The organism is Sulfitobacter sp. SH24 (assembly GCF_965641895.1).
Taxonomy (GTDB): Bacteria; Pseudomonadota; Alphaproteobacteria; order Rhodobacterales; family Rhodobacteraceae; genus Sulfitobacter; species Sulfitobacter dubius.
In genome coordinates this window covers 374503-390000 of the sequence record NZ_OZ282575.1, presented here as the reverse complement: position 1 = coordinate 390000, position 15498 = coordinate 374503, and the positions used below count along the sequence as shown (strand labels likewise).

The following is a 15498-nucleotide window of genomic DNA, read 5'->3' as shown; positions in this document are numbered from 1 at the left end:
ATTACTCACCGTTTCCAGTGGCTATTCCGCAGAGAAGGGCACGTTCCCACGCGTTACTAACCCGTCCGCCGCTAGACCCGAAGGTCTCGCTCGACTTGCATGTGTTAGGCCTGCCGCCAGCGTTCGTTCTGAGCCAGGATCAAACTCTCAAGTTGAAAAGCTATTGCTAGCTTATCCTTGACGTCGAACCTCTGCACATCGACCTGTATCCCTTACTGAAAGATACAAGCCATTCTCTGTTTGTTGTGCTTGAGACTACAAAGTAGTCGAAAGCCGTCCAAACAGTGAAGCTGACACTCTATCATCGGCCGAAGCCTAAGAGCGCGATATACAGACGTTGATCCATCGAATGAACCAAACCGCCCACATATCTCTTCAGATATCAAATTTTCAAACAGCGTTGAGACAAAAGAAACTGAGATGCGCCCTATAACCTTGGCGCGCCCCGCCTCTAATACCTCGAATTTTTATCCACCTTCCAAACCGAACCTAGCGTCGCCGCTCCCGTCCGCCCCGTCTGGCGCCCCGCCGCCGCATCTCTGCGCCGCCGGTAGAGGGGGTTCTAAGGTTAGACGCACAAACCCGCAAGCAGAAAATTACGAAAAGATCAGAATTCACGGAACATCAGCGTAAGGGACTGTTTATAAGGCAGTTCGATGAGCGTTAGCTGCTGGAGCAGGTCACCTGCCCCCTCAGAATTGCTATGCAATGGAATCCAACGGGGGTTAAACAGACCCGATTCAGCGCAGTTTTACCAAGACCCTGAGTCGGAATCACAATGAAGTGCCTTGATCGACTCGCTAACTGGTCTGAGAAGGAGCCGAACAAGAGGATGCGCCTGTACACGCCAGTCTGACCCGCGTGGCGTAGCCTGCATTGCTTTCACAAAAACCGAAACGCAAACAGCGAACGCGCCCTAGCGGAGCGCGATCCGAGAAGCACGCGCGTTCATCATCAGATCACTGTAAGTCATCATCAGATCACTGGAAGGATGTGGCAGGGGCTGAGGGACTCGAACCCACGACCCTCGGTTTTGGAGACCGATGCTCTACCAACTGAGCTAAACCCCTATGCCGGGGGTCTGGGTAGTCGCAAACGGTCGCCGGATCAAGACAAGATCTGACCTTTCCGGCGATATTCTGCAATCAATGGAACATTGCATGCCCGGCTCACGTTTTCCCGTCGAACCAAGCCCGAAATTGGAGGACGACCTATGACCATGAACAACCTCAAAGATGTCTACACCGACCAACTGCAAGACCTTTACTCGGCCTGCAAGCAATCGCTGGAGGCGACCAACGCATTGGGACGTGCGGCGGAAGATAAAGAACTGTCAGAAGCGCTGATTGATGGCAGCAATGGAATTTCCAAGGGCATGGATGTACTGAAATCCATCTGCGCCAAACATGATTTGGACCCAGATGCTGAGCATTGTTACGGCATGGAAGGTCTTGTGAAAGAGGCTCATAAACATGTGCTGGAGGAAGACTTTGGCGACAGCGATGCGCGCGATGCAATGATCATCACGCAATACCAGCGGATGGTGCATTACGCGTTGGCCGGATACGGCTGTGTGGTGGCTTTTGCCAACCGTCTGGGTGAGGATGAAGACGGTGCGCAACTTCAGCAGCAACTTGATCATACCTATGACGGTGATCGCCGAATGACTGAGATTGCGACAAGAGGTGGTGTGAACGCTGACGCGGCATAAGCACTATTGGCAGGAATTAACACGGGCCGGCTCAACACGAGCCGGCCTTTTTTATTCTTAGGGCTTTGACCAAGGCGAGAACCGCCTGCCCCCCTTATCATGGGATTGCCCAACAAATCCCCCGCAAACGCAAAAGGCCGCAGCAAATGCTGCGGCCTTTCGAAAGTCTTACAAGTCAGGCCCAAAGGCCCGGCCCATAATTACTCAGTGATCTTCGACACAACGCCGGCGCCAACCGTACGGCCACCTTCGCGGATCGCGAAGCGCAGACCATTTTCCATGGCGATCGGTGCGATCAGCTCAACGCCGAAGGACACGTTGTCGCCAGGCATGACCATCTCGGTGCCTTCTGCCAGCTGAACGGTGCCGGTCACGTCAGTTGTACGGAAGTAGAACTGTGGACGGTAGTTCGCGAAGAACGGCGTGTGACGGCCACCTTCCTCTTTGGTGAGGATGTAGGCTTCGGCTTCGAACTTGGTGTGCGGGTTCACGGAACCGGGCTTGCAGAGAACCTGACCGCGCTCAACGCCGTCACGCTCAACGCCACGCAGCAGCGCGCCGATGTTGTCGCCAGCTTCACCACGGTCCAGCAGCTTGCGGAACATTTCCACACCTGTGCAGGTGGTTTTCTTGGTGTCGCGGATGCCGACGATTTCGATTTCGTCGCCAACGTTGATCACGCCACGCTCAACACGGCCGGTCACAACGGTACCACGACCGGAGATCGAGAACACGTCTTCGACGGGCATCAGGAACGGCTGGTCAACAGCACGCTCAGGTGTCGGGATGTAGTTGTCGACTTCTTCCATCAGCTTGCGGATCGCGTTCTCGCCGATGTTTTCGTCACGGCCCTCCATCGCCGCCAGAGCGGAACCGGGCACAACGGGGATGTCGTCGCCGGGGTAGTCGTAGGAAGACAGCAGCTCGCGGATTTCCATCTCAACCAGCTCAAGCAGCTCTTCGTCGTCAACCTGGTCAACTTTGTTCATGAAGACGACCATGGCGGGAATGCCAACCTGACGGCCGAGCAGGATGTGCTCACGGGTCTGGGGCATCGGGCCGTCAGCCGCGTTCACAACCAAGATCGCGCCGTCCATCTGAGCCGCACCGGTGATCATGTTTTTCACATAGTCAGCGTGGCCGGGGCAGTCGACGTGGGCGTAGTGACGTGCTTCGGTTTCATACTCAACGTGCGCGGTCGAGATGGTGATGCCGCGGGCCTTTTCTTCGGGCGCGCCGTCGATCTGGTCATACGCTTGGAAGTCACCGAAGTATTTGGTGATCGCCGCGGTCAGCGTGGTTTTACCGTGGTCAACGTGGCCGATTGTGCCGATGTTGACGTGTGGCTTGTTACGTTCAAACTTTGCCTTTGCCATGGTGGCGCCCTTTTATTTGAGGGGACCCAACGGGGACCCGAACCCTATCTGGCGGGCGATGTATTGGGTCTGGGCGGTAAAATCAAGCGGGACTTGTGCCTTGGTGCCACTTAAAACCCGCTCCCCCTTGATTGCCGCCCAATTCAAACCGCCGTGACCGGGGTTATTTATCCTCTGGCTCCGAGGGGGACGCCACTGCCCTACCGCCGTTAAACCAGCCCTCTTCGCGGTTTTGTTTCACAAGGTAATTCTCAATCGACTTGGCAGCATTCTGGCTGAGATTTTTCAACTGTTCTTCGGCAGACTTTGTATAGCCCGACCCAACGACCGGCCCCTGATCCAAGGATTCGAACACAGTGATCTGATGCGGCTCGGGGTTCAGCTTCTTGTTCTTGGCATCATCCCAAACGGTCAGATTAAGGATCAGAATGGATTTCGGCGCAAAGACCAGCGGGACGCCGGGTTGGGCCAACACATAGCCTTCGACGCTGATGCCGAAATGATAGAAGCGCTCCCCATCATAGCGGTCAAACCGCTCGGCGGTGGCGGCCTGAACAGCGGCGGCCAATTCATCCTTACTGACCTCACGGCTCAGCGGGCCTTTTTGAGCCTTGGGGGCGACGACGATATTGTGGTGCAGGTTAAAATCGCCAAGCGGCGTGGGCGCGTCGCCCAAATCAGATGCGCCATTGCAGGCGGCCAGCGTCGCAACAGTCATCAGCACGGCAAGAACACGGATCATTGGCACATCCCCAAGGCGTTAATATCGGCAAAGGGGTAGCCGATGGCCAGAGCCGGCGCAATCATTTGCCGCAGTTGCGCCCCTGCCGCTCCGCCCTACCTTGGCAAAGAGGGAGGACATCATCATGACCCAGCCAGAACAATCGCCCGGCCCCCTGCCCGTTCGCGTACCACTTGTCACCCAGCCCGTTGGCTTGCTTGGCAGCTTGCAAATGGCGCGGCGCAATGTGCTGAGTATCATCCCCAAGATCGCCACGACCCAGCCCATCGTTTCGGGCAAAACCGGCAAGCGTTGGCACATGGTGATCGATCCCAGTGCTATTCGGGAAATCCTGCTCGACCGGTTAGAGGATTACCCCAAGTCGGACGTGACCAAGAACCTGCTGCGCCCGGCCATCGGGGAATCGCTGTTTATCGCCGAAGGTGCGCATTGGCGCTGGCAACGACGCGCCGCCGCCCCGGTATTTTCGCAACGCAATGTGCGCAACCTTGCCCCGGTGATGTCTCATGCCGCGACCCGCGCAGCCGACCGGATCGCCGCTGCTGGCCCGCGCGCGGTAAATATGCTCGACGAGATGGTGACAACAACCTTTGACGTGATCGGTGACGTGACCTTTTCGGGCGACGGCACCTTTGACCGCGATAAGGTGCACGTTGCGATTGACGACTATATTGCCGAGGCTGGCAAAATCAGCCTGTTCGACATCTTGGGCTTTCCCGACTGGCTGCCGCGACCGGGGCGGATGATGTCGGGCCAAGCGTTAAAGCAGATGAAGGCCATGGCCGACAGCGCCATCGAGGCACGCGTTGCGCGTGGGCATGAAGGCACGCCCGACTTGCTGGATCTGCTGCTCGAAGGTGTTGATCCCAAGACCAAGCGCAAGATGAATACCGCAGAACTACGTGACAATCTGCTGACCTTCATCGTCGCGGGACATGAGACCACCGCGCTGACGCTGGCGTGGTCAATGTACTTGATGGGTTTTGACCAAGGCATACAGGACCGCGCGCGGGCAGAGGTGCAATCGGTGCTACAGGGCCGCGCGTGCAGCGGGGAGGACGTGGATCAACTGCCCCTGATCCGAATGATCGTCGACGAAGCACTGCGCCTCTACCCGGCTGCCGGGATCATCTCACGCACGGCGCAAAAGCACGACACGCTTTGCGACCGCGAGATCCGCCCCGGCGACACAGTGATGATCCCGATTTACGCGCTTGGCCGTAACGAACTGCTGTGGGACGCGCCCGACGCCTTCCGGCCCGAGCGTTTTGCCGACCGCAAGGCGATTGACCGCTATGCCTATCTGCCCTTTGGGGATGGCCCGCGCATCTGCATCGGGGCGAGCTTTGCGTTGCAAGAAGCGGTCATCGTTCTTGCCACGCTACTCGGGCGGTTCAAATTCACCCCGGTGCCGGGCAAAGACCCTGAGCCTGTGATGATCCTGACCCTGCGCCCCGAGGGCGGTGTCTGGATGACGGCAGAGCCGCTGGATTGACCCCATCGCAAAGCGGGGTCAAGCAAATCAGTTGAACTTGTTGTCGCGCGGGAAGCCACGCGGCGCCATCCGGCCAGAACCAGCGCGCTTGCCGGTCCATTCCGCGAGGTCGACCTCTGTGCGGGTTCGCCCTGCGGGGTCTTGCCAGCTTAGCCCCGCCGCACGTTCGAAGGTGGTGGCATCCGAAAGGCCGCCGTCCTTGTACTTTTGCAGGCGAACGCCCTTACCGCGGCCCATTTCAGGCAGCTCATCAAGGCCAAAGACCAGCACTTTGCGGTTCTCGCCCACGGTGGCCACGCTGTCACCCGACACCGGATGACAGACCAGCGCCGCGACACCTTCGCCGCGCACGTTCAGCACCTGTTTACCACTGCGGGTCTGCGCCACGACCTCATCCTCAAGCACGACAAAGCCATCACCCGCTGTGGATGCGACCAGCAGCTTACGCCCCGGCTTGTGAATAAAGAGCGATACGATCTGCACCTCGTTCGGTAGATCGACCATCAGACGCAGCGGCTCTCCCATGCCACGCCCACCGGGCAAATTAGCGGCGGATACGGTGTAAAAGCGCCCGTTCGAGCCGAAGACCAACAAACGATCCGTCGTCTCAGCGTGGAAGATAAAACGAGGGCCATCGCCGTCTTTGAACTTCAATTCGCGGTTCAAGTCGATATGGCCGGTCATCGCACGAATCCAGCCCATCTGAGAGCAGACCACCGTGATAGGCTCGCGGTCGATCATCGCCTCGATCGGCACGTCTTCGACTTCTCCCGCAGTCTCAAAGGTCGTCAGTCGCTGGCCGCGTTTGACCCCGTCGATCACCCAGTCCTTGCCGAACTGCTTTTTCGTCGCGCGCAACTGGTCGGCGATTGTGGTCCATTGCAGGTCTTCACTGTCGAGCAGGTCTTCTAGACCCGCGCGTTCCGACATCAACGTGTCGCGCTCACGTACCAGCGCGTCCTCTTCCAAACGCCGCAATGACCGCAGGCGCATGTTAAGGATTGCCTCTGCCTGCACATCGGACAGTCCGTTTTCGCGGCCCGCATAGCTGTGCGGCACGGCACGGGTGTCACCGCTTTCGGTCAAGACACCGGTTGCCTGTGCTTCGGCATCCGCGATCACCGCCAGCTTGGAGACGTCGACTCCCGCCAGTGGCGAGACATAGGCGCGCTCATCCATGGCACGGGCCAGCGTATCTTGATGCACCCGGCTCCAGTCCTCATACATCAAGGCGGCTTTGGGATCGTCGTCATAACGGATGATCTCAATTACCCGGTCGAGGTTCAAGAAGGCCGTGATCAGGCCCTGCAACACCTCAAGCCGGTGATCGATCTTGTCCATCCGGTGCCGCGAGCGGCGTTGCAGCACCTCGCGCCGGTGGTCGAGGAAAGCGCGCAGCACTTCCTTGAGCGAGCAGACCTTGGGCGTCTGCCCGTCGATCAACACGTTCATGTTGAGTGAGAACCGCACCTCAAGATCGGAGTTGCGAAATAGCATCCCCATCAACACTGCCGGATCGACGTTCTTCGAGCGCGGCTCGATGATCATGCGAATGTCTTCGGCAGACTCATCGCGAACGTCTGCGAGAATCGGTATCTTCTTGGTCTGGATCAGTTCGGCGATCTTTTCGATCAGCTTGGATTTCTGAACCTGATAAGGAATCTCGGTGACCACGATCTGCCACGCGCCCCGGCCAAGGTCCTCGACCTCCCATCGGCAGCGCAGACGGAATGAACCACGGCCCGTGCGATAAGCATTGGCGATATTTTCCGCAGGTTCGACAATGATCCCGCCCGTGGGAAAATCGGGGCCAGGCACATAGTTCAATAGCGTATCGTCGCGGGCATCCGGCACCTTGATCAGGTGAATGCAAGCATCGCAAAGCTCGGCAATGTTATGCGGCGGAATATTGGTCGCCATGCCCACCGCGATCCCCGAAGACCCATTGGCCAACAGATTCGGAAACTGCGCGGGCAGCACGACAGGCTCGGTCAATGTGCCGTCATAGTTCTCGCGATAGTCGACTGCGTTTTCGTTCAGCCCTTCCAGCATGGCCTCGGCCACGGCGGTCATCCGCGCTTCGGTATAGCGCGAGGCAGCGGGATTATCGCCGTCGATATTGCCAAAATTACCCTGACCGTCGACCAGCGGATAACGAACGTTAAAATCCTGCGCCAAACGCGCCATCGCATCATAAATCGCGGCATCACCGTGCGGGTGATAGTTACCCATCACGTCACCGGAAATCTTCGCGGACTTACGGAAACCACCTGTGGACGACAGCCGCAGTTCGCGCATCGCAAACAGGATGCGGCGGTGCACCGGCTTCAGCCCATCACGCGCGTCTGGCAATGCACGGTGCATGATGGTTGACAGCGCATAGGTCAGATAGCGTTCCCCCAAGGCGCGGCGCAGCGGCTCGGACAGGTCATTCGGGTCGAGTTCTGGGGGTGTGGTTGTGTCTGACATGACGGGTCTTTTAGCCAAGCCTAGCAGGGCGAGCAAGCGACAGATTCCGCAAGCCTAGTTCTGGAAATATGCCGCTTGCACGGTTTCAAGAGAGAAAAAAGCAATACTTTTGTGCTATGCGGTTTCTTGCCAATTGAAATTGAACCATTCGCGAAGTTTCGCGTTGGTCTTTCAACAGAGACACGATTTGATAGAGACGGGGAACAGCACAATGAAACGGTTCATCTTTTTGACATTTGGTTTCATGGGCTGGGCTTTCTATGAGATGAGCGGCGGCGCAGATTTCGCACCCGCGGGCGCACAAATGGTAAGCGCCGAAGCCAGCGATTCGGCGCTCATTGCCAGCGCGAATGCTGCGGCACCTTCTTCAGATCTTGTTACGGCTGCCGCCGCGAACGCGGCAAGCAAAGCTGAAAGCCCGGTCACCCCCTTCGCCCCAAAATCCTCAGCGCCCGAACACGCAGCTACCCGCGTGGCGTTGAACCTGACCACATTGAGCGATCTGCCGCAGGCCAATGACGCCGTGGTGCAAAAGGCTGTTGCCTCACCGGCTGACCGTGCCGGTGCAAAGGTCGTTAAATCCAAGCCGGCGAAGACTTCTGGCGAAATAGTGCAAAACGCATCCTATTCGGTCACAACCACGCAGACGCCCGTTATCCTCCCCAGCCTAATAGATGGCGCTGATAGCGCCGCAACCTATGTAAGCACCACGCAAGCTGAGATCCGCACGGTCAGCGGCACCCGCGTTAATGTCCGCGGTGGGCCCGGCACCAGTTTTGATGTGGTCGGCAAACTAGGCCAAGGAGATGCCATTGAGGTGATCGAAGACAACGGCGCAGGTTGGGTCCGGTTCCGCAGCGTGGATGGCACGGAAACTGGCTGGATGGCCGACTTCCTGCTCAACAATGGCTAACTTGCCAATTCAATAGCATCGCGCGATGAAGGGCCTTTCAATCGAAGGGCCCCTTTGCATGTCTGCGACCCGTTCCATCCTAATCACTGGCTGTTCCAGCGGCATCGGCTACGCCGCCGCTCATGGCATGCGCACACGGGGCTGGCGGGTTTTCGCAGCCTGTCGGCAACAGGAGGATTGCGACCGCCTCAGCGCCGAAGGTTTCGACGCACCCCGGATCGATTATACCGATGAGGCCAGCATCCAATCTGCCCTCGCCCATGTGCTGGACCAGACGGGCGGTACGCTTGATGCAGTATTCAACAACGGTGCCCACGCCACGCCCGGATTGGTCGAAGACCTGCCCACAGATGCCCTGCGCGAGATATTCGAGGCGAATTTCTTTGGCTGGCACAGCCTGACCCGCGCGGTGATCCCCGTTATGCGCGCACAGGGGCATGGGCGGATCGTGCAATGTTCCTCCGTGCTTGGCATGGTGGCGATGCCGTGGCGCGGGGCGTATAACTCCACTAAATTCGCGCTGGAGGGGCTGACCGATACCCTGCGGCTTGAGATGCGCGGCACGGGGGTTGAGTTGATCCTGATCGAACCCGGCCCGGTCACGTCCAAACTGCGTGCCAAAGCAATTCCGCGGTTCGAACGTTGGATCGACTGGCAAAATAGCCCCCGCGCGGCGGAATACGATGCGACCATGCGCCCCCGGCTCTATGATAACAGCGGCAAGAAAGACCGGTTTGAACTGCCCCCCGAAGCGGTGGTGGCAAAATTGGTTCACGCCGTGGAATCCCCTCGCCCCCGTCCGCGCTATTTCGTCACAACCCCCACCCACATCGCCAATGTTTTGCGGCGCATCCTGCCGACGCGGGCGCTGGATTGGGTCACCAGCCGCTGATTTTGGTTGCGCGACTGCGCCGCGCCGCTACATCTCGGGGCAACGAAAGGACAGCCCATGCCAAATGATCCGTTTTTCGTGATCGTCCTGCTTTCCGTCGTGGCGGTTGCCGTTGTGCTTATGATGGGCCTCGGTGGATTTGCTACGGGGGGCAAGTTCAACAAGCGTAACGCCAACAAGTTGATGCGTTGGCGGATCATCGCGCAGTTTATCGCCGTGCTGCTGATACTTGCTTATGTCTATTTCCGAGGGGGGACGATCTGATGGTTGTACTGAACAAGATTTACACCCGCACCGGGGATAAGGGCACCACCGCGCTTGGCAACGGTGATCGCGTGGCCAAACACGACGCGCGGGTCGAAGCCTATGGCACGTCGGATGAGTTGAACTGCTTTGTCGGCGTGGCCCGACTTGAGGCCACGAAAGACACCGATGCAGCGCTGGCGCGCATCCAGAATGATCTGTTCGACCTCGGTGCCGACCTCTGCCGCCCTGATATGGCGGCTGATCGCGATGCGGAATACCCGCCCCTGCGGGTCACCCAAGAACAAGTCGACCGGCTTGAGCGCGAAATCGACGTAATGAACACCGAATTGGAGCCACTGCGCAGCTTCATCCTGCCCGGTGGCCGCGCGCTGGCCGCACATCTGCATGTCTGCCGCACTGTAGCCCGCCGCGCCGAACGGCTGGCAGTGCTGCTGTCGGAACAGACCACAATCAACCCCGCTACCGTCACCTACCTAAACCGTCTAAGCGACTGGTTCTTTGTCGCCGCGCGTATGGCCAACAACGCGGGCCAAGAAGACGTGTTGTGGGTGCCGGGCGCGAACCGTTAAGAAAATAGCGCTAACAGACGAAAAACCGGGAAAACGCCGCGTTCAAAACTGCCTATCTGCCGATTTTGGCCTGTTTTGATCCGATCCGCTTCGTTACACCCGTCTAGAGAATTAGGGAGACCGGGCCAACCAGCCCGCGTCGCAAACTGAGGAGAGAGACCGCTCATGAAGGTACTGGTACCTGTCAAACGCGTGATCGACTATAACGTGAAAGTTCGTGTGAAAGCGGACGGAACGGGTGTTGATCTTGCCAATGTGAAAATGTCGATGAACCCCTTCGACGAAATCGCCGTCGAACAGGCGATTCGTCTGAAAGAAGCCGGTCAGGCTGAAGAGATCGTCGCCGTCTCCATCGGTGTGAAGCAAGCGCAGGAAACCCTGCGCACCGCGCTCGCCATGGGTGCAGACCGCGCGATCCTCGTGGTGGCCTCGGACGATGTACACAAGGACATCGAGCCGCTGGCCGTGGCAAAGATCCTCAAAGCCATCGTCGACGAAGAGCAGCCGGGCCTCGTACTCTGCGGCAAACAGGCGATCGACAACGACATGAACGCTACCGGCCAAATGCTGTCGGCGCTGATGGGCTGGTCGCAGGCGACATTTGCCTCTGAAATCGCCATCGAAGGCGACAAGGCGAAGGTCACCCGCGAAGTCGACGGCGGCTTGCAGACCATCGAGGTCACCATGCCGACAGTCGTCACTGTCGACCTGCGCCTCAACGAGCCGCGCTACGCTTCGCTGCCGAACATCATGAAAGCCAAGAAAAAGCCGTTGGACGAAAAGACCGCCGAAGATTACGGCGTCGATGTCTCCAACCGGTTGGAAATCGTCAAAACCGTAGAGCCTGCCGAGCGTGCCGCTGGTATCAAGGTCGGTTCGGTTGACGAGCTTGTGGCGAAACTCAAAGAAGTGGGGGCTGTGTAATGGCTGTTCTTCTGATTGCCGAAATCTCCGATGGCGAATTGTCCATGGATGCCACCGCCAAGGCGGTAACCGCAGCCAAGGCTCTGGGCGACGTGACCGTTCTGGCGGCGGGCAGCTCTGCCGCGGCGGCAGGCGAAGCGGCCTCCAAGATCGACGGCGTGTCCAAGGTGCTGGTCGCCGAAGACCCGATGCTGGGCCACCGACTGGCCGAGGCCACCGCAGCGCTGATCGTATCGCTGGCGGGTGACTATGAGCATATCGTCGCTCCGGCCACCACCGACGCCAAAAACGTGATGCCCCGCGTGGCAGCACTTTTGGACGTCATGGTGATCTCGGATGCTTCCGGTGTTGTCGATGCCGACACATTCGAGCGCCCGATCTATGCCGGTAACGCGGTTCAGACCGTGAAATCCAACGACGCCAAGAAAGTCATCACCTTCCGCACATCGACCTTCGATGCGGCCGGTGAGGGGGGCTCTGCCTCGGTCGAGACCATCTCGGCTGCCGAAAATCCCGGCCTGTCGACATGGGTCGAAGACAAGGTTGCCGAATCCGACCGTCCTGAGCTGACAAGCGCTGGCGTGGTGGTTTCCGGTGGTCGTGGCGTCGGCTCCGAAGAGGACTTCGCGCTGATCGAAAAACTGGCCGACAAACTGGGCGCTGCCGTTGGCGCGTCGCGTGCGGCGGTCGATTCGGGCTATGCGCCGAACGATTGGCAGGTTGGCCAGACCGGCAAAGTTGTCGCCCCCGACCTCTATGTCGCGGTTGGCATCTCGGGTGCGATTCAGCACCTTGCCGGGATGAAAGATTCCAAGATCATCGTTGCGATCAACAAAGACGAAGAATCGCCAATCTTCCAAGTGGCGGACTACGGTCTGGTTGCCGATCTCTTTGATGCCGTGCCTGAGCTGATCGAAAAACTGTAAAGTTCTTCACGTGAAACACCAAAGGCCCGTCAGATTTGGCGGGCCTTTTTTGTTACGGACGCTCCCACCCCGCAGTCTTTCAGGACATGTTTTGCAATGCATCGGCCAAAGCAGCGGCAGCGGAGGCATGGGCCATCGGGCCGAGCATCTCTGACGCGGCCTGCACCTCCATCTCGCTTACCACCATCCCAGCGGTGGGTGCGACAGACGGGCATTTGGGGGCAACGACTTCAATCTTAGCGGTCGCATGTTGGGCTACCGCTTCGAACATTTCCCGGGTGACGAAGAGCGGGTCATAGCCCAAGTCCCCCACAGGCTGTTCATCAGTGGCCACCGGCGGGCGGTCGGCTAGCCAAAGCAGCAGCGTCCGTCCTCGGATTTGCCCCAACATCAACCGCATGCGTGCCATCCACGCCTGCTGCAACTCGGTACGCACCGCCTCGAACCGCTCAGGTGAAACCTGCATTAAATGGGTCAGCATGTGGCGATTAAAGTGAAATTCTGAAAAATCCACCTCGCGGTAAATTGTCTGCAACAGGGCCGAAGCGCCGACGAAGCGATCATTCCGGCGCCGATGCACCGAATAGAACCGATTGGTCATATTCTGTGCCCCCATGACCTGAACCACCGTTACATCCGCCTGCGACGCCGCCTGTGCGACAAAGGGGTCATGGGCGAATGCGTCGATCCCTGCATTGGGAAAACCGAAATTTACACAAGTCTTTCCTACCGCAGCCTCGACCCGCGCCGGGAAAGGCTGTTCTATGAATTTGCCATAGGTTTCTGTCCCGCCAAGAAAGGCGATGTAAGGCGCCTCCAACCGGCGGCGGGGGCCGCGAAACATCAACTTTGAAGTGCCATAGCGGCACGGTAGATAATCCAGAGGCTCTGGCCCCGGTGCATCATAGGTCATTGAACCCACCTTTATTGTTCACCCAAAGCCAGATTGCACAGGAGGGGCTGCGATTCTCTTAACGGGCAAATTTGCCGATAGATTTCGTAAAGAGGTGCCCTTGCGGCACCCCCGCGACGCGCCCTATTGTGCGCCGAACTCAAGTAAAGGACAGGCCATGGATATCCAGACAATCGGCATCGTGGGCGCAGGGCAAATGGGTAACGGGATTGCCCATGTCATGGCGCTGGCGGGCTATGATGTGCTGCTGAACGATGTCAGCGCCGATGCGCTGGCTAAAGGGATGAAAACCGTCACGGGCAACATGGACCGCCAAGTCAGCCGCGAGAAAATCACCGCCGCCGACCGCGATGCCGCAATGGCGCGGATCACCACGACCCAGACGCTGAGCGATCTGGGTCAGAGCGATCTGGTGATCGAAGCCGCTACGGAACGAGAAACGGTGAAACAGGCGATTTTCGAAGACCTGATCCCGCATCTGAAACCGACGACGATCCTGACCTCGAACACCTCTTCGATCTCGATCACCCGTCTGGCCAGCCGCACTGACCGGCCTGAGAAATTCATGGGATTCCACTTCATGAACCCCGTCCCGGTGATGCAATTGGTTGAACTGATCCGCGGCATCGCCACGGATAAGGAGACCTATGACGCCTGCAAAGCCGTGGTGGACCGCTTGGGAAAAACCGCCGCTTCGGCCGAGGATTTCCCTGCGTTCATCGTGAACCGCATTCTGATGCCGATGATCAACGAGGCGGTCTATACGCTTTATGAAGGGGTCGGTAATGTAGAGTCGATCGACAGTTCGATGAAACTGGGCGCGAACCATCCGATGGGTCCGCTGGAACTGGCGGATTTCATCGGTTTGGACACCTGTCTGGCGATTATGAATGTGCTGCATGATGGGCTTGCGGATACGAAATATCGCCCCTGCCCACTGCTGACCAAATATGTCGAAGCCGGTTGGCTGGGTCGCAAGACTCAGCGCGGGTTCTATGATTACCGCGGCGAGAAACCGGTACCGACGCGCTAAACGGGAACGTTGATGGGGGCGCTGCCCCCATCGCGCCAAAGGCGCGATTCCCCCGCGGGTATTTTTGAAAGAATGAAGCTTAGTGGGTCAGTGCCAGAGTATGGGCGCGCAGCCACGCCATAAACCCGCGTGGGTCCTCTGCCCAGCGGTCGATCTCTTCCCGGCTGAGGGGATGGCCGACAATTGGGCCTTGGGGTTTGCCGCAGGCATGGGCAATTTCGTGTAGCAGCAGGCCTTGGCGCAGCATCGGGCTGATCTGGTTTGCAATCTGGTAAGCGCGGCTGTTTTGGCCCGGAAAGCGCATCGGCACGACCTGCGCGCCAGAACGGCGGATCATCTTGGCAGTGAAGACATTCCATTCAGCTTCGACCGCCGGGCCCCAGAAGCGTTCAGATGAGGCGACAACCCCTGAAGGAAAAAGCGCGACTACGCCGCCTTCTTTAAGGTGGACCATGGCCTTGGCCCGCATTTCCACGCCCTTGCGCTGTGCGTCGGGGTCATGCGGGAAAGGCACCGGGATCATATAGCTGCCGGCCACCTCGTCGATAGACGTGAGCAGCGACCGGGTGAGAATGCGGTAATCTGGGCGCACGCGGCCGATTAGATCGGCAAAAATCATGCCGTCGACCATACCGTGAGGGTGATTTGCCACAACGACCACCGGCCCCTTTTTGGGGATACGGTCCAACTGCTCTTGCGGGGTGGTCAGGTCGATCCCCATCGTGTCGAGCGCCGCGCGCCAGAAGGCTTGGCCCGATGGTGTGCCGCGTTGCTCGAACTTGCGGATCAAGCGTAGGATTTTGATTTTTCCGGTAAACAGTTCCATCGCGGAAATGACCCGGGCTTTCCAGGGATCATCAAAGGTTGACGCATAGGAGAGGCTGCGGCGGTCGTATTTGGTGAAAGTCACCGTACCGTCGCCTGTCTGAGCCTTATGGGCCGCCATCTTTTGCGCGTCATCCATTTGATCGGAGGATCCTTTTTCCCGCGATGCGGGGTTAGTATCCCTCGCCGAACTTATCCGCCACCAGGGCAGTCAAAGCGTCGGCCAAGGCATCGGCATCGGGACCAGAGGTTTGCACCTCAATCGTGGTGCCACGCGAGGCGCCAAGCATCAACAGCCCCATGATGCTGTCGCCTGAAGCGGACATACCATCCTTGCTGACCTCGGCGCGGGCATCGAAAGCTTCTACCACCTCAACCAATTTGGCGGAGGCGCGCGCGTGCAGGCCTTTTTCGTTTACGATCTTAAGAGAAAATTCGGGCAT

15 protein-coding genes, 1 tRNA gene and 1 rRNA gene (1 of these 17 only partly in view) are annotated in these 15498 nt (G+C 58.5%); 9 read left to right on the top strand and 8 right to left on the bottom strand.

The window, feature by feature from the left end; translation table 11 throughout:
• A 16S ribosomal RNA gene (locus ACSQ16_RS04360) occupies positions 1-155 on the bottom strand; it reaches 1309 nt to the left of the window's first position.
• Positions 156-994: 839 nt separating this feature from the next.
• Positions 995-1070, bottom strand: a tRNA-Trp gene (locus tag ACSQ16_RS04355).
• A 143-nt stretch (positions 1071-1213) separates the two neighbouring features.
• Between ACSQ16_RS04355 and ACSQ16_RS04350 the strand changes: the two genes are divergently transcribed.
• Positions 1214-1711 (top strand): ferritin-like domain-containing protein, encoded by a 498-nt coding sequence (locus tag ACSQ16_RS04350; RefSeq protein ID WP_243261542.1) that lies wholly within the window; start codon positions 1214-1216, stop codon positions 1709-1711.
• A gap of 200 nt (positions 1712-1911) precedes the next feature.
• Here ACSQ16_RS04350 and tuf read toward each other — a convergent pair whose 3' ends face one another.
• Together tuf and ACSQ16_RS04340 are read right to left on the bottom strand one after the other, a co-directional pair.
• Positions 1912-3087 (bottom strand): elongation factor Tu, encoded by a 1176-nt coding sequence (tuf, locus tag ACSQ16_RS04345; RefSeq protein ID WP_067622157.1) that lies wholly within the window; start codon positions 3085-3087, stop codon positions 1912-1914.
• Between the two features lie 163 nt (positions 3088-3250).
• Positions 3251-3829 (bottom strand): hypothetical protein, encoded by a 579-nt coding sequence (locus tag ACSQ16_RS04340; RefSeq protein WP_243261543.1) that lies wholly within the window; start codon positions 3827-3829, stop codon positions 3251-3253.
• A 124-nt stretch (positions 3830-3953) separates the two neighbouring features.
• On the opposite strand from ACSQ16_RS04340, the gene ACSQ16_RS04335 reads away from it, so the two are divergent.
• Positions 3954-5324, top strand: a complete 1371-nt coding sequence (locus ACSQ16_RS04335) for a cytochrome P450 (protein ID WP_243261544.1) — start codon at positions 3954-3956, stop codon at positions 5322-5324.
• A 27-nt stretch (positions 5325-5351) separates the two neighbouring features.
• Here the strand turns inward: ACSQ16_RS04335 and ACSQ16_RS04330 are convergent, their stop codons facing one another.
• The gene (locus tag ACSQ16_RS04330) at positions 5352-7793 is read right to left on the bottom strand and encodes a DNA topoisomerase IV subunit A (RefSeq protein WP_243261545.1); all 2442 of its coding nucleotides are present in this window, start codon (positions 7791-7793) and stop codon (positions 5352-5354) included.
• 211 nt (positions 7794-8004) lie between these two features.
• Here ACSQ16_RS04330 and ACSQ16_RS04325 point away from each other — a divergent pair, with 211 nt between their 5' ends.
• The 6 genes from ACSQ16_RS04325 to ACSQ16_RS04300 all read left to right on the top strand — a co-directional run bounded on the left by ACSQ16_RS04325 (position 8005) and on the right by ACSQ16_RS04300 (position 12284).
• Complete coding sequence (locus ACSQ16_RS04325; RefSeq protein WP_243261546.1) at positions 8005-8706, top strand: SH3 domain-containing protein; 702 nt, start codon at positions 8005-8007, stop codon at positions 8704-8706.
• Between the two features lie 58 nt (positions 8707-8764).
• Positions 8765-9598 carry an SDR family NAD(P)-dependent oxidoreductase gene (locus tag ACSQ16_RS04320; protein ID WP_243261547.1) on the top strand — a complete coding sequence of 278 codons (834 nt, stop codon included), beginning with the start codon at positions 8765-8767 and terminating at the stop codon, positions 9596-9598.
• 57 nt (positions 9599-9655) lie between these two features.
• Positions 9656-9862, top strand: coding sequence for a twin transmembrane helix small protein (locus tag ACSQ16_RS04315; RefSeq protein WP_243261548.1), 207 nt, complete (start codon positions 9656-9658; stop codon positions 9860-9862).
• Positions 9862-10434, top strand: coding sequence for a cob(I)yrinic acid a,c-diamide adenosyltransferase (locus ACSQ16_RS04310; protein ID WP_243261549.1), 573 nt, complete (start codon positions 9862-9864; stop codon positions 10432-10434). Before ACSQ16_RS04315 ends, ACSQ16_RS04310 begins: the two co-directional genes overlap by 1 nt.
• Positions 10435-10599: 165 nt before the next feature.
• Positions 10600-11358: an electron transfer flavoprotein subunit beta/FixA family protein gene (locus tag ACSQ16_RS04305; RefSeq protein WP_093927286.1), complete on the top strand. Its 759-nt coding sequence runs from the start codon at positions 10600-10602 to the stop codon at positions 11356-11358.
• Complete coding sequence (locus tag ACSQ16_RS04300; RefSeq protein ID WP_243261550.1) at positions 11358-12284, top strand: electron transfer flavoprotein subunit alpha/FixB family protein; 927 nt, start codon at positions 11358-11360, stop codon at positions 12282-12284. Before ACSQ16_RS04305 ends, ACSQ16_RS04300 begins: the two co-directional genes overlap by 1 nt.
• A 79-nt stretch (positions 12285-12363) precedes the next feature.
• Here ACSQ16_RS04300 and ACSQ16_RS04295 read toward each other — a convergent pair whose 3' ends face one another.
• Entirely contained in the window at positions 12364-13197 is an 834-nt protein-coding gene (locus ACSQ16_RS04295) for a DUF6473 family protein (protein ID WP_243261551.1), read from the bottom strand.
• 157 nt (positions 13198-13354) lie between these two features.
• On the opposite strand from ACSQ16_RS04295, the gene ACSQ16_RS04290 reads away from it, so the two are divergent.
• A complete protein-coding gene (locus tag ACSQ16_RS04290) occupies positions 13355-14230 on the top strand; it encodes a 3-hydroxybutyryl-CoA dehydrogenase (RefSeq protein ID WP_243261552.1) in 876 nt (291 codons plus the stop codon).
• 79 nt (positions 14231-14309) lie between these two features.
• Here the strand turns inward: ACSQ16_RS04290 and ACSQ16_RS04285 are convergent, their stop codons facing one another.
• Complete coding sequence (locus tag ACSQ16_RS04285) at positions 14310-15194, bottom strand: lysophospholipid acyltransferase family protein (protein WP_243261553.1); 885 nt, start codon at positions 15192-15194, stop codon at positions 14310-14312.
• Between the two features lie 34 nt (positions 15195-15228).
• Positions 15229-15498 carry an HPr family phosphocarrier protein gene (locus ACSQ16_RS04280; RefSeq protein ID WP_093927290.1) on the bottom strand — a complete coding sequence of 90 codons (270 nt, stop codon included), beginning with the start codon at positions 15496-15498 and terminating at the stop codon, positions 15229-15231.

Excerpts from the sequence above, each read along its gene's own strand:
- ACSQ16_RS04340 (WP_243261543.1), bottom strand. The coding sequence starts at position 3,829 with ATGATCCGTGTTCTTGCCGTGCTGATGACTGTTGCGACGCTGGCCGCC.
- ACSQ16_RS04285 (WP_243261553.1), bottom strand. The coding sequence starts at position 15,194 with ATGGATGACGCGCAAAAGATGGCGGCCCATAAGGCTCAGACAGGCGAC.
- ACSQ16_RS04280 (WP_093927290.1), bottom strand. The coding sequence starts at position 15,498 with ATGCCCGAATTTTCTCTTAAGATCGTAAACGAAAAAGGCCTGCACGCG.
- ACSQ16_RS04295 (WP_243261551.1), bottom strand. The coding sequence starts at position 13,197 with ATGACCTATGATGCACCGGGGCCAGAGCCTCTGGATTATCTACCGTGC.
- ACSQ16_RS04290 (WP_243261552.1), top strand. The coding sequence starts at position 13,355 with ATGGATATCCAGACAATCGGCATCGTGGGCGCAGGGCAAATGGGTAAC.
- ACSQ16_RS04325 (WP_243261546.1), top strand. The coding sequence starts at position 8,005 with ATGAAACGGTTCATCTTTTTGACATTTGGTTTCATGGGCTGGGCTTTC.
- ACSQ16_RS04305 (WP_093927286.1), top strand. The coding sequence starts at position 10,600 with ATGAAGGTACTGGTACCTGTCAAACGCGTGATCGACTATAACGTGAAA.
- tuf (WP_067622157.1), bottom strand. The coding sequence starts at position 3,087 with ATGGCAAAGGCAAAGTTTGAACGTAACAAGCCACACGTCAACATCGGC.
- ACSQ16_RS04330 (WP_243261545.1), bottom strand. The coding sequence starts at position 7,793 with ATGTCAGACACAACCACACCCCCAGAACTCGACCCGAATGACCTGTCC.
- ACSQ16_RS04315 (WP_243261548.1), top strand. The coding sequence starts at position 9,656 with ATGCCAAATGATCCGTTTTTCGTGATCGTCCTGCTTTCCGTCGTGGCG.
- ACSQ16_RS04335 (WP_243261544.1), top strand. The coding sequence starts at position 3,954 with ATGACCCAGCCAGAACAATCGCCCGGCCCCCTGCCCGTTCGCGTACCA.
- ACSQ16_RS04320 (WP_243261547.1), top strand. The coding sequence starts at position 8,765 with ATGTCTGCGACCCGTTCCATCCTAATCACTGGCTGTTCCAGCGGCATC.
- ACSQ16_RS04310 (WP_243261549.1), top strand. The coding sequence starts at position 9,862 with ATGGTTGTACTGAACAAGATTTACACCCGCACCGGGGATAAGGGCACC.
- ACSQ16_RS04300 (WP_243261550.1), top strand. The coding sequence starts at position 11,358 with ATGGCTGTTCTTCTGATTGCCGAAATCTCCGATGGCGAATTGTCCATG.
- ACSQ16_RS04350 (WP_243261542.1), top strand. The coding sequence starts at position 1,214 with ATGACCATGAACAACCTCAAAGATGTCTACACCGACCAACTGCAAGAC.